General features: G+C 59.8%; 11 protein-coding genes and 1 rRNA gene. 6 read left to right on the top strand and 6 right to left on the bottom strand.

Annotation, left to right across the window (positions count from 1 at the left end):
• Nucleotides 1–113 precede the first annotated feature (113 nt).
• The 3 genes from C4J90_RS03510 to C4J90_RS03505 all read left to right on the top strand — a co-directional run bounded on the left by C4J90_RS03510 (nucleotide 114) and on the right by C4J90_RS03505 (nucleotide 1,760).
• Nucleotides 114–518, top strand: a complete 405-nt coding sequence (locus C4J90_RS03510) for a serine kinase/phosphatase (protein WP_124402998.1) — start codon at nucleotides 114–116, stop codon at nucleotides 516–518.
• 94 nt (nucleotides 519–612) lie between these two features.
• Nucleotides 613–921, top strand: a complete 309-nt coding sequence (locus tag C4J90_RS26995; protein WP_256658866.1) for a transposase — start codon at nucleotides 613–615, stop codon at nucleotides 919–921.
• Nucleotides 918–1,760 carry an IS3 family transposase gene (locus tag C4J90_RS03505; RefSeq protein ID WP_305955275.1) on the top strand — a complete coding sequence of 281 codons (843 nt, stop codon included), beginning with the start codon at nucleotides 918–920 and terminating at the stop codon, nucleotides 1,758–1,760. The genes C4J90_RS26995 and C4J90_RS03505 overlap by 4 nt, the downstream gene beginning before the upstream one ends.
• Before the next feature lie 67 nt (nucleotides 1,761–1,827).
• Here the strand turns inward: C4J90_RS03505 and rimI are convergent, their stop codons facing one another.
• Together rimI and C4J90_RS03495 are read right to left on the bottom strand one after the other, a co-directional pair.
• On the bottom strand, nucleotides 1,828–2,280 hold the full coding sequence (gene rimI, locus C4J90_RS03500; protein ID WP_003188286.1) for a ribosomal protein S18-alanine N-acetyltransferase: 453 nt from the start codon (nucleotides 2,278–2,280) through the stop codon (nucleotides 1,828–1,830).
• The gene (locus C4J90_RS03495) at nucleotides 2,273–3,016 is read right to left on the bottom strand and encodes an energy transducer TonB (RefSeq protein WP_124421180.1); all 744 of its coding nucleotides are present in this window, start codon (nucleotides 3,014–3,016) and stop codon (nucleotides 2,273–2,275) included. The genes rimI and C4J90_RS03495 overlap by 8 nt, the downstream gene beginning before the upstream one ends.
• A gap of 187 nt (nucleotides 3,017–3,203) precedes the next feature.
• Between C4J90_RS03495 and mksB the strand changes: the two genes are divergently transcribed.
• From mksB to mksF, 3 genes are read left to right on the top strand one after another with little or no spacing between them, the layout of a single operon-like run.
• On the top strand, nucleotides 3,204–4,481 hold the full coding sequence (gene mksB / locus C4J90_RS03490) for an Mks condensin complex protein MksB (RefSeq protein WP_124361157.1): 1,278 nt from the start codon (nucleotides 3,204–3,206) through the stop codon (nucleotides 4,479–4,481).
• Nucleotides 4,471–5,178: an Mks condensin complex protein MksE gene (gene mksE / locus C4J90_RS03485; RefSeq protein WP_124361156.1), complete on the top strand. Its 708-nt coding sequence runs from the start codon at nucleotides 4,471–4,473 to the stop codon at nucleotides 5,176–5,178. Before mksB ends, mksE begins: the two co-directional genes overlap by 11 nt.
• Complete coding sequence (gene mksF / locus C4J90_RS03480) at nucleotides 5,175–8,015, top strand: Mks condensin complex protein MksF (protein ID WP_124419231.1); 2,841 nt, start codon at nucleotides 5,175–5,177, stop codon at nucleotides 8,013–8,015. Before mksE ends, mksF begins: the two co-directional genes overlap by 4 nt.
• 169 nt (nucleotides 8,016–8,184) lie before the next feature.
• Here mksF and C4J90_RS03475 read toward each other — a convergent pair whose 3' ends face one another.
• The 4 genes from C4J90_RS03475 to rrf all read right to left on the bottom strand — a co-directional run bounded on the left by C4J90_RS03475 (nucleotide 8,185) and on the right by rrf (nucleotide 12,027).
• Nucleotides 8,185–10,488 carry a PqiB family protein gene (locus C4J90_RS03475; RefSeq protein ID WP_124419230.1) on the bottom strand — a complete coding sequence of 768 codons (2,304 nt, stop codon included), beginning with the start codon at nucleotides 10,486–10,488 and terminating at the stop codon, nucleotides 8,185–8,187.
• Entirely contained in the window at nucleotides 10,481–11,104 is a 624-nt protein-coding gene (locus C4J90_RS03470) for a paraquat-inducible protein A (protein ID WP_124361153.1), read from the bottom strand. The genes C4J90_RS03475 and C4J90_RS03470 overlap by 8 nt, the downstream gene beginning before the upstream one ends.
• On the bottom strand, nucleotides 11,091–11,750 hold the full coding sequence (locus C4J90_RS03465) for a paraquat-inducible protein A (RefSeq protein ID WP_124361152.1): 660 nt from the start codon (nucleotides 11,748–11,750) through the stop codon (nucleotides 11,091–11,093). The genes C4J90_RS03470 and C4J90_RS03465 overlap by 14 nt, the downstream gene beginning before the upstream one ends.
• A 161-nt stretch (nucleotides 11,751–11,911) precedes the next feature.
• A 5S ribosomal RNA gene (rrf, locus tag C4J90_RS03460) occupies nucleotides 11,912–12,027 on the bottom strand.
• Between the last annotated feature and the right edge of the window lie 90 nt (nucleotides 12,028–12,117).

The raw sequence follows: 12,117 nt of genomic DNA, 5'->3' as shown, positions 1-12,117 counted from the left end.
AGTTTTGTGACTGACAAGCCTTCGTCCAGGTCACGCCTTGCGCAAATTAGCTTGAATCTTTGCGGCGCAAAGCCTGTCCACACACTATAAGCCCCACAGTATGAGGATTGGCCATGACTGAATCACGACGTCCCTACGGCGCTACGCAGCCCGAACCCATTGATGATAACGAAGACCGCATGGGTTCGATGCGCGAGCTGGATTTTGATGAAGAAGACCAGACAGCGGAAATCGGCGATGAACTTCCACCTGGCGAGCGCGAGCACCTGATGCCCGACGAGCGGGTACGCGAAGCCGGGCTGACCGGGGCTTCGACGGATGACCATGAGTCGACCGATGATGACATGAGCCCCGAAACGCTGATCCATGAGGACGGCGCGCGGGATGCAAGGGAGGAAGGTGAAGATAGCGCGGCGGATTATGACCTGAGCATCGTCGATGAAGATGAGATTGGCGGTGGGAACGGGTTGGATGAGGCCGAACTGGCCGATCTGGATCCGCTCAACGGCAAACGCTGACGACGCAGTTCAAAATGTGGGAGGGGGCTTGAACTGGCCTAATGATCCCGGACACCTCTTAAGGGCGATATGATTCGCCCAATCAGGAGGTTCCATGCAACAGCGAAAGACCTACACCCACGAGTTCAAGCAACGTGCTGCAAGCATGGTTCTTGATGATAACTGTTCAGTTCCCGACGTCTGTGCATCGATGGACGTTGGCCCTACGGCTCTGCGCCGCTGGGTTGATCAGGTTCGTAAAGAGCGTCACAAAGGGCAGCCAGTGGCAGGTACCAAGGCTATCAGCGATGAACAGCGAGAGCTTCAACAGCTACGAGCCAAGGTCAAGCGCCTGGAGAGTGAGGCTGAAATCTTAAAAAAGGCTACGGCTCTCTTGATGTCGGATCCCGATCGTTTTTCCTGATCGAGGAACTGAGGGAGTCGAGTTTATATCCGACCAGCCTGCTTTGCAGTGCGCTAGGCGTTTCCCGCAGCGCGTTTTATGACTGGCTTAAGCGTCGCTCAGAGCCAAATACCAAGCGTGACGCGCTTAGAGCAAAAGTCGTGCAACTGCATGACGAAAGCCGGGGAAGTGCAGGTGCACGGATGATCTCTCAGCACTTGAAGGCCCAGCAGATCAAGGTAGGTCGGCATCTGGCCGGAAAACTTATGGCGGAGGCAAATCTGGCCAGCAGACAGCGCCGCCGCCATCAATATCGCTCTAGAGGCGTTGAAGCATTTGTGGCCAAGAACCTGCTTGAGCGTAACTTCGAGCCAACCGCAATTAATCAAGTCTGGTGCGGCGACGTTACCAGCCTAATGGTTGGGAAACGCTGGTATCACTTGGCAGTGGTCATTGATCTGTTCGCCCGCCGAATCGTTGGCTGGGCGTTTTCTCTGATCAATGACGCCAACCTGGTTAGCAAGGCTCTGAGAATGGCGGTGGAGGTTCGAGGCAAACATGCAGGCTTGATGTTTCATTCGGATCAAGGCTGCCAATACACCAGCCAGCTCTTTCAGTCCGCGTTGCTGGAGTATGGGATAACCCAAAGCATGAGCCGCAGAGGGCAGTGCTGGGACAATGCACCAATAGAGCGTTTCTTCGGGACGCTCAAATCAGAGTGGGTGCCCACCAAGGGCTATATGACGGTTGAAGAAGCCAAGCAGGATATGACCAGCTTCTTCATGCGATACAACCGAATCAGGCTCCACAGCTACAACAACTACCTGTCGCCAATAGCCATGGAGCAAAAAGCGGCATAAACACCGTAATCGGTGTCCGGGATTACTTGACCAGTTCAGCTTGCCTCCTCCCACATGGGTTCGACGTTTAATCGACCAGGGTGCAGGCCATCACGACTGCGTCTTCGCGGCCGCCCACGGCTGGGTAGTAATCGCGACGACGGCCAATCTCGTTGAAGCCATAGCGCTCATACAGGCGGAACGCCCCGGTATTGCTGTCACGCACTTCCAGAAAGCATTCCCGCGCATTGGCCGCATACGCGCGGGACATCAGATGCTCCAGCAGCGCCAACCCCAAACCTCGGCCCTGGTTCTCCGGCTTTACGGTGATATTGAGCAGATGCGCCTCATCGAGGATGATCTGCACCACGCCATGGCCCACCTGCTGCTCACCTTCGAACATCAGCCAGATCTGGTACTTGCCCAGCCCGTCGAGAAAGATGCCACGGGTCCAGGGGTGGCTGAACGCCGCGTATTCGATCTTCAGCACGGCATCGAGGTCAGCCTCGGTCATCGGGCGGAAGGATAAAGCCTCACTCATCGGTTGTTTTCCAGCGCGCCATCAGCCGGCGCATGGCTTGCCAGATATCAGCCTTACGCTGTGGCTCTTCCATTAATAATTCCAGGCCCGGCAGGGCCCATACCGAACCCAGGCCTTCAACCTGCAGTTCGCGGTACCAGGCTTCGGCGTCCGCCTCACCGGCAAAGCGCACGGCGGGCAAGCCGATCAGCCACAGGCAGACGCAAGGCTCGTCTTCCAGGCGTGCCGCAACAAAACTCTGTACAAAATCCCGCGCAGCGTCCGGGCCCTGGTCCATGGTGCCGCGCACCAGCAGTGGCCAGCGCACCGGGTCGCCGACAATTTGCGGGCTGTCGGGCAGGCCGGCGGCGCGCAGCATGTCTTTGAGCAGCAGGTAGGCCGGGTCGCGCGACTGGAAACGTTCGCCGGTGGGCAATTCCACCAGCAGCAAGCAACGCCCGGCGCGCAGCAGTTGCAGGGCAAAGCGTGGCGGCGGCACGACCGGGGCCTTGACCACCGGGGCAGTGTCTTCGGCGACCACTGCCTTGACCACCGGTGACGGGCGCGGCACCTCGATCTTCGTGCGCTCCAGCGTCGGCCGCGTTTCGGGCACAGGCTTGATGACCGCCACCGGCGCGGCGGCTTCCTCGCCTGAAGGTGCGAACGCCTCATAGGGCTGCGGCGCCTGCAACAGCTCGGGCCGCGACGGCGCGGCAAACGGCAGTTCGGTGCGGGGCAGCCAGTTGACCACCTGCATGGCGCTCAAGTAAGCGCGACGTCGGGACTCGGTAAGCACAGCTCAGCCACTTGTGGATAACTAAAGAGCGGGGATTCTACCGCTGTTCGGCAACAATCGCCCACTGCACACTGACCGGCTGTGGATAAATCCCGCGCCCGATGCAGTACAATCGCGACTTTTAATCGCCAACCAGCCGGCCTTTCCCATGATCGAACCCAAGCGCGTCCTGCGCGCCCTCGCCGAACACTGGGCCTTACTTGAGCCACTGTGCGAACACTTCGACCAAGGCACCCTGAGCCTGGGCGAACTGCGCGCGCAACTCGCCGCCCAACAATTGGACAGCACGCCCCAGGACATCACCAGCCTGCTGGACGTGTGGATCCGCCTGGATATCCTGGTGCCGGTGGCCAAGAGCCCGAACCGGTTCGAGCTCAACGCGCAGATTCACGATTTCCTGGCGTATCTTCGCAAGGAGCACCGGCTTGGCCTGTGCCTGGAAATCGAAGCTTACCTGCGTCACCTCGAGCGCCTGGCCGGTTATATCCAGGACGCTTTTGACATCCGTGACGGCCACGACCTGGCCCGGCAATTGCGCCTGCTGGATATGCGCGTACGGGATGTGCTGAAAAAACTCGCCAACGACGAACAGGCCCTCGCGGCCGTGGCCGACCGCGCCAAGACCAGCGACCGGCAGATCCCGTTGCGCCAGCGTTACGCCGAGGTGTTGGCCACCTGGGACGAATACGTTGAACCGATGATCCAACTGGTGAACGCCGACGGCGCGTTCGAGCAAGGCGTGCGCAAGGTGGAAAACGTGCTGCTGCGCATGCTCACCGAGCAGCAGCGTCTCGGCCACCTGGTGGACGACGACATGCTGCTGCGCACCCACGCGCGCATCCTCGAAATGCAGACCAGCGCCCAGCTGACCCTGCGCCATGCGCGCGAGCTGCTGTTGCCGCTGCGCGAAGAAGCACGCCGGCACAACGCAGTGACCCGCGGCGCGGCGCTGGCCCTGTCGGCCATCCGCCGCAAAGGCCTGGACGCGGTGCCGCAGGCTGCCATGCCAATGTTCAGCCGGCCGCAAAGCACCTTCCTCGGCAGTGCCAGCCAGGTCGAGGCGTATGTGTATGCCCTGGCGAATTTCGAGCCGAAACCGGCGCGTTTCCCCAAGGCGCACAAGACCCACAAGGGCGAAGCCCCGCGCGCACCGCGAACGGTCAAGGAAATGCTCGAGCGCTGCGAAGACGCGCTGCCGATGCCGGACCTGATGACCTGGCTGCTCGAGCAGGAGCCGGACGGCGCGACCGACGAATTGTTGTACTGGTTCTCGCGGCTCTCGCGGGAAAAACGCTTCAAGCGCGAGCGCCTGGAACGCCGCGATTACCACACCCACGAGCACCAGGTCAGCCTGCGCTCCTTCGCCCTGCTCCCGGCCAGCTCTGACGCGGCCGAGCACTCTGCGAGCATCCCAAATGCATCTTGATCTATCCGAACTGTCCCAGCTGGCGCCGATCTTTCGCGAGCTGTTCAAGGGCTACCACGTCAGCCGCCGCGACCCGGAGCTGTACGCACAACTGTCGAATTTCCAGGACCAGTACCGCACGCTGTTCAAGGCCCTGGGCTTTGAGCTGGTCTGCGATACGCGGGGTTTCTACTACTTCGTGCCGGACACCGCCGTGGCTGCCGCGCAGGTGAACAAGACCGCCCAGCGCCTGGCGTTGTTCACCTTCATCATCGTCGAACACCTGGCCGACCAGGGCCGCGACCCGGTTGCCGTGCTCGATGGCGGCAGCCTGGGCCGCGATGAACTGCCGTCGTTGCTGGAGAAATACCGCGACCTGTTTATCCAGGCCGAAGTGCAGACCCAGGAAGAACTCGAAGAGAAAATCATGCGCCGCATGACCCAGCTGGGTTTTGCCAGCGAAGACAACGGTATCTATCGCTTCCTGCCGCCGATGCATCGTTTCCTTGATGTGTGCCTGTCGGTCCAGCAGGACCGCGACCTCGCCGCCAGTGTGCACAGCGTCTTGCCGTTGCCGGCGCCGGTGATCATCGACGAAGACAGCGATGAAAAACTGCTGAAGACCGATGACCCACTGGACTTGAGTGACTTCGCTGAAGACAGCGAAGAAGACGCCCTCGCCCGCGCCATTGCCGAAGAACAGGAGACCGACGCATGAGTAAGGAACGCTACGGCATACGCCGCTTCGCCCTGTTGAATACCGCCGGCTACAGCCTGGGTTTGTTCCCGCTGGAAGAACCGTTGTCGGTGTATGGCGCGAACAACCTGGGTAAATCCGCGTCGATCAACGCCTTGCAGTTCCCGATCCTGGCGCGCATGTCGGACATGAGTTTCGGCAAGTACACCCTGGAGCAATCGCGGCGCTTCTACTTTGCCACCGACACCAGCTACATCCTCGTGGAAGTCTCGCTGCCCCATGGGCCGCATGTGATTGGCGTGGTCGGGCGCGGCCCGGGCGGTGGTTTCGGTCATCAGTTCTTCGCCTATGCCGGCAAGCTGGACCTGGCCCACTATCAGAAAAACGACACCTGCCTGCGCCAGAAAGAGCTGTTCACCAACCTTGAGCGCGAAGGCCTGAAGGCCTATGAACTCAAGCCCGACGAACTGCGGCGCCTGTTGGTGGGCGGCCACACCTCGGTCCCGCTGGACCTGACGCTGATCCCACTGCGCTCCACCAGCGAACAGAGCCTGAAGACATTCCGTGCGTTGTTCATCAACCTGCTGCACATGCGCGAAATCACCGCCGCCAAGCTCAAGCAATTGTTCCTCGATGCGTTTGAACACAGCCTGCGCTCCGGCAGCGTCGATTACATCGCCGCATGCGAAGAAGCTTTCCGCGATGTACGGCGCATGGAGCAGGACTACAACTCCTTGGTGGCCGCTGGGCCGTTGGTCGAAGCACTCGCCAATGGCGTGAAACAGCGCGACATTTTGCGCGGCAAATTGCATCGCCTGTCGCCGTTGCTCGATTCGCTGTTGGGCACCTGGTCGGATTACGCCAGTGCGCGCAAGGAAGAGCTGACGATCCAGGCCGAACACTATCGCAACGAGCAGGATGCGCTGCAGAACGACCAGCGTGGCGGCACCCAGGAGCTGATGCGCCTGGAGCGCGAGATCAGTGGCATTCAACGCTGGTTGGGCGAGTTGTCGGTGCTCAAGCATCGCTTCGCGCTGGTCGATGATGTGCGGGTATTGGAGCAGCAACTGCTCGCCGCCAAGGACGCCCACGACGAATTGGCGGGTGCGCTGGCGCAGTCGCGTCAGTTCAGCGCCGAGGACCTGGACGAGCGTCTGCGCGACCTGGAAAAACGCTTGAAGTCGGTCAAGCAGCAGCTTGATCACGCGGACAACAACAGCTACGCCAAGCTGCGCGAAGAATTCTCGCAACAGGATGTCGAGCGCTTGATGCGCCTGTTCAACAGCGCGTTGTTCAGCCTGCCCCTGGGTGAACATGGCATCACGCTGGATGAGCAAGGCCAGTGGGTCAAATCCCTGGAACAGATCCTCGAGGGTTTCAAGGGCGAGCGTTTCGAAGTGCCGGGGCTGTCCATCGACCTCTCGCACATCGAACCACCGGCTTTGCAGGCCCTGGCGGATCGCGCGGCGTTGCGCGACCAGAAAGAGCGCCTGGAAAAAGAACTCAAGCAACTGAAAACCCAACATGCGGTCGCTTCCGACCGAGCGGCGAGCAAGACCCAGACCGAAGCGCTGTACCAGCAGGTATTGGACGCGCAGAAGGCGCTGGAAGATTTCCGCCGCACCCAAACCCTGAGCGCGGAGGAAGGCGAGAAGCTGGAACACCTCGCGCAGATGGAAGCGGCCCAGGATGAACTGAAGCGCTCCAGCGATGCGTTCACCGAGCGCGTCCAGCAGCTGTCGGCCAAGCTGCAATTGGTCGGCCGCCAGATCGGCGATATGGAAGCCAAGCAGCGTACGCTGGACGACGCGTTGCGCCGGCGCCAGCTATTGCCGGCGGACCTGCCGTTCGGCACGCCGTTCATGGACCCGGTCGACGACTCCATGGACAACCTGCTGCCGCTGCTCAACGACTACCAGGACAGCTGGCAAGGCTTACTGCGCGCCGATGGCCAGATCGAAGCGCTGTATGCGCAGGTGCGCCTCAAGGGTGTGGCCAAGTTCGACAGCGAGGACGACATGGAGCGGCGTCTGCAACTGCTGATCAACGCCTATGCGCACCGTACCGATGAGGCGTTGACCCTGGGCAAGGCGCGCCGCGCGGCCGTCACCGATATTGCGCGGACCTTGCGCAATATCCGTAGCGACTACGACAGCCTGGAACACCAACTGGCGTTGTTCAACCGCGAGATCAACAAGCGCCAGGTCTCCAACCTGCAGAGCTTTCGCATCGTGCTGGCGCCGAACAAGGAAGCCCTCAAGCATATCGACCAGATCATCCACAGTGCCGGTCAGTATGAGGAAGGCGAAACGTTGTCGGTGTTCGACCTCAGCCAGAGCGCCGAGCAGGACAACAAGAACGAAGAAGCCAAGGAATACCTGGCCCGCCTCGTGGCGGCCAACCATAACCAACTGGGCCTCAAGGACCTGTTCGAGCTGGCGTTCGAGATCACCAAGGTGAACGGCCAGCCAGTGATTCATACCGACATCGACGGCGCCGCGTCCAACGGCACCACCATGACCATCAAGGCGCTGACCAACATGTACTTGTTGCTGCACCTGATGGACCGCGACCAGGCCGGTCGCGTGCGCTTGCCGTACTACCTCGACGAGGCGGCGGACATCGATGAGAAGAACCAGGCAGCGCTGCTGGAAACCAGCCTGCAGTTGGGCTTCGTGCCGATCCTGGCCAGCGTGAAGCCGCAGGTGTCTGCCCAGGTAGCGATCGACCTGGAAGGCGGCAGCGGGCCGAACGGGATCTACATTGATGAGGCCGACTGGAAATATATCCGTCGTCACGATGCGGTGAAGGCCACCCTGAACATGCAGGCGGACGAGCCGGAGTTGGATGCCGTCTGACGTGTAGCGCTGAAAGGCAGAAAGGCCGCGATCGTTTGGATCGCGGCCTTTTTTGTGGGTTTTGCAGTGTTTTTCAAGGCCTCATCGGGGGCAAGCCCCCTCCCACACTTGAATGTATTCACACATCGGAATGTGGGAGGGGGCTTGCTCCCGATAGCCGCGCCTCGGTCTACTTGCCGAGTGGAATCTTCGGCGCCCAGGTCAGCCACTCATCCTCAAACTTGTCGAACAGTGCAAAGGTCTGCTGCGGCCGTGCCGGGTTGCCCATGCGCTCGCCTTCAGGCGTGGCAAAGGCGATACCGCCGGCAACCAACGTCTCCAGGGACTCGGTACGCACCGTCGCGCCCTTGAACAAGCCGAAGTCGAGCCCGAAGCCGCTGGTGTTCCAGAAGCGACTGCCACTGCGTACCAACGGCGCGTATTTGGGCTCGATCAGGATGTGCACCAGGACACGGTCGGCGGTCTGTCCCAACTCATAGCCGGTAACTTTGCCCACGGTGACTTCACGGTAGGTGACGGGCACGCCTTCCTTGAGCGAACCACGGCGTGCGGCGCTGAGTGTCAGGCTCAGGCCGGCCTCCTGGCGGGCGGTTTCAGGCGGTTGGGCAAGGGCGACAAAGCTCTTTTGCGGGCCGGCGTTTTTCGCGGCCGGTTGCACTTCGATGTATTGACCGGTGACCAGGGTTTCCAGATTTGCCGTCTTCATCAAGCCCAATTCAGGCTTGACCACCCAGAACTGGCTGCCAACCCGCGCAATGCGGTCCGCAACCTGGGTGATACGCGCCTTGAGCAGCACCGATTGCATGTCGGCACTCAGGTCCACGCTCTCGAGCTTGCCCACTTCCAGGCCTTTGAAGCGCACCGGCGTGCCTGGGCTCAAGCCGTCGGCGCGATCGACCTTGATGGTGACCAGGGTGCCATGCTGATTGGCAGCGTCCCGATCAGCAAACAAGCGGAAACGGGGGATGCGTCGTTTCAGCGGCACATTCGGTTCCGGCGTTTCGAAGGCGATACCGCCGGCCATCAAACTGGCCAGGGATTCACTTTTTACCTGGATACCGCCGGTAAGCCCACCAGTGAGGGTGACACCGCTGGCATTCCAGAAACGTGTCGAACCGTTGACCAGGCTCTCATATTCTTTCTCGATATGAACACCGATCACCAATTGCTTTTTCTTGCGTGAAAACTGGTAGCTCTGTACCGAACCGACCTTGACCTGCTTGTACAGAATCGGGCTGCCGACATCCAGCGAGCCGAGGTTGTCGGTGAGCAACACCATGTGCAGGCCTGGGGAGCGCAGATCCAACGGTGGCGCCTTGGCGCGCGCTACGTATTCACGTTGTGGCGGGGTGCCTTTGTCGCCGGGGCGGATGGCGATGTAGTTACCTTTGACCAGGGCCTCCAGCCCGGTAATGCCGGCCAGGGAGATGGATGGCTTGACCACCCAGAATTGCGTGTCCTGAACCAGGTAGTCTTCGGCCAATGGGTCGAGGGTCAATTCAGCGCTGGCGCTGGTCAGGTCCGGGTCGATCTTCAGGGTTTTCAGGCTGCCGACCTGGATACCTTTGTACATCACTGGAGTGCGTCCAGCCTGCAGGCCTTCGAAATCGGTGAGCTTGACCTTGACCTTGATGCCCGCGGCGGCGGCGTCGAAATCCTCGTACAAGCGAAAAGGCAGGCTCGGGTCGGTTGGCGGGCTGTCTTTGCGGTTTTCCGGTGTGGCGAAGGCAATACCACCGGCGACGATACTGGAGAGGGATTCACTGCGCACTTTCACGCCGGACAGATTGGCGTCGATGCTGATGCCGCTGGCGTTCCAGAAACGCGTGTGTTTGCGCACCAGGTTGGCGTAGGTCGGTTCGATATAAACCTTGATCTCGACGGTGCTCTGGTCTTCAGACAACAAGTAACTTTTGACCTGCCCCACCTGGATCTGCTTGTAGAACACCGGGCTGCCACGGTTCAGCGAACCCAGGCGATCAGCCTTGAGGGTCAGGTGCAGGCCGGGCTTGGCGTCGGATAACGGCGGCTCCTCGGAAAGCGCCTTGAATTTGCGGGTGGGCTCACCATCCCCCGGGCTTGCGGCGATGTAGTTGCCCGAAACCAGGGTTTCCAGGCCAGTGATGCCGGCGAGGCTGACGCTGGGTTTGACCAGCCAGAAGCGGGTGTTGGTCTTGAGGTATTGTTCGACGTCCTTGTTCATCTCGATGGTGGCAATCACCCCGCGATTGCTGCCTTCGTCATCCAGCGCCAAGGCCTTGACCTTGCCCACCGTCATGCCTTTGTAGACCACTTCGGTCTTGTTGACTTGAATGCCTTCGCCGCTTTCAAAGCGAACCTGGATCTCGATACCTTGCTGGGAATAGGCACGCCACCCCAGCCAGCCACCGATGATCAGGGCGATGAGGGGCAACACCCAGATGGCCGACCAGTTGGACGCAGGGCGGGTTTTAGCTTTAGGCAAATCACTCATGGTCGTCATCCGACTCCGTGTTATCCCAAATCAGTCGGGGATCGAAGGTTACTGCGGCAAACATCGTCAAGATCACCACACTGGCAAACGCTGCAGCGCCGAGATTGGCTTCGACACTGGCAAGTCGCCCAAAGTTTACGACCGCCACCAGGATGGCGATCACGAAGATATCCAGCATGGACCAGCGACCGATGAATTCGATAAAGCGGTACATGATAATGCGTTGTTGCGCAGACAGCGGTTGCCGGCGCTGCACCGAAAACAGCAGCAGGCCGATGCCCACAAGCTTGAACGTCGGTACCAGGATACTGGCGATGAACACCACGGCGGCAATCGGAAACATGCCGTGCTGTACCAGTTGGATCACGCCGGACATGATGGTGCTCGGGTCGCCTTGGCCGAGAGAGTTGACGGTCATGATCGGCAGCAGGTTGGCCGGGATGTACAGGATCGCCGCAGTCACCAGCAGTGCCCAGGTGCGTATGAGGCTATTGGGACGACGTGGGTGAATCAGCGCGCCGCAACGGGTGCAGAGCTGCTCATCGGCATCGGCTTGCTGCTTGTTCAACTCATGGCATTCGGTACAAATCAGAATGCCTGCATCAATTGCCCGCATGGTCATCCTCTCCTGACAGCGCTTGCCAGATCTGGTGGGGTGACATCACCACCTCGAGCAGAATCTGAACCATTAACAGACTTACAAAGCAGACCAGACCCAAGCCAAGCGTAATGGAGGCCATGTCAGCCAGCTTCACAAGTGCCACCAGTACGCCCATCAAGTAGACCTCCAGCATTCCCCAATCTTTCATATGGTGGTAGATGCGGTAGAACAGCAGTCCATAACTGCGACCGATGCTCCAGCGGATACTGAGCAGCACAGCCAGTTGGCATAACAATTTGAGCAGGGGAATGCCCATGCTGCACAAGAAAACCACAGCAGCAACGCCCTGCATACCGGTGTTGAACAGGCCAACTACGCCGGTCCACACGGTGTCCTCCGAGGACTGCCCGAGTAGATTGAGCTGCATGATGGGTAAAAAATTCGCGGGGATATACAGCAGCAGTGCTGCCAGCACCAAGGCCAGGCTGCGCTCGACGACATTGTGACGATGAGCGTAGAGCTCGTAACCGCAACGCGGGCATTCAGCCTTCTCACCGAGGGCGAGCGAGGGTTTGCGCATCAGCAGGTCGCACTCATGGCATGCCACCAAGTCGTCCAGGGGCAAGTCCGACACCTCAAGGGCATCAACCGGATCGGGCATAAATAGGGCTCGGGCTCTAAAAAAGGTTAGGTGCCTATTCTAGTGGTCTGGTTCAGAAATAACTGTGCAAATTTGTCAGAGGTGTTGGGGGAGTATTGGCACTTTTCGACCGCCCAAAACAAAACCCCATCTGCTTTCGCAAATGGGGTTTCGGAATTTAATCTTGACGATGACCTACTCTCACATGGGGAAACCCCACACTACCATCGGCGATGCATCGTTTCACTACTGAGTTCGGGATGGGATCAGGTGGTTCCAATGCTCTATGGTCGTCAAGAAATTCGGGTACTGAGTCGTGGCCAGATGGCCTCGCTTCAGCAAATTGGGTATGGGATAGAATTCGGTGTTTTGTGAGTATCGAACTTTC

The sequence above is a fragment of the Pseudomonas sp. R2-60-08W genome, assembly GCF_003852335.1.
In the GTDB taxonomy this organism is placed as follows: domain Bacteria; phylum Pseudomonadota; class Gammaproteobacteria; order Pseudomonadales; family Pseudomonadaceae; genus Aquipseudomonas.
The sequence above is the reverse complement of the archived record's forward strand: the minus strand, read 5'-3'. Positions and strand labels throughout refer to the sequence as shown.

Bases quoted from the DNA above. Each gene is read 5' to 3' on its own strand.
- C4J90_RS03510 (WP_124402998.1), top strand. From the start codon at position 114: ATGACTGAATCACGACGTCCCTACGGCGCTACGCAGCCCGAACCCATT.
- rimI (WP_003188286.1), bottom strand. From the start codon at position 2,280: ATGAGTGAGGCTTTATCCTTCCGCCCGATGACCGAGGCTGACCTCGAT.
- C4J90_RS03495 (WP_124421180.1), bottom strand. From the start codon at position 3,016: ATGCAGGTGGTCAACTGGCTGCCCCGCACCGAACTGCCGTTTGCCGCG.
- mksE (WP_124361156.1), top strand. From the start codon at position 4,471: ATGCATCTTGATCTATCCGAACTGTCCCAGCTGGCGCCGATCTTTCGC.
- mksF (WP_124419231.1), top strand. From the start codon at position 5,175: ATGAGTAAGGAACGCTACGGCATACGCCGCTTCGCCCTGTTGAATACC.
- C4J90_RS03470 (WP_124361153.1), bottom strand. From the start codon at position 11,104: ATGCGGGCAATTGATGCAGGCATTCTGATTTGTACCGAATGCCATGAG.
- C4J90_RS03465 (WP_124361152.1), bottom strand. From the start codon at position 11,750: ATGCCCGATCCGGTTGATGCCCTTGAGGTGTCGGACTTGCCCCTGGAC.
- C4J90_RS03475 (WP_124419230.1), bottom strand. From the start codon at position 10,488: ATGAGTGATTTGCCTAAAGCTAAAACCCGCCCTGCGTCCAACTGGTCG.
- C4J90_RS26995 (WP_256658866.1), top strand. From the start codon at position 613: ATGCAACAGCGAAAGACCTACACCCACGAGTTCAAGCAACGTGCTGCA.
- mksB (WP_124361157.1), top strand. From the start codon at position 3,204: ATGATCGAACCCAAGCGCGTCCTGCGCGCCCTCGCCGAACACTGGGCC.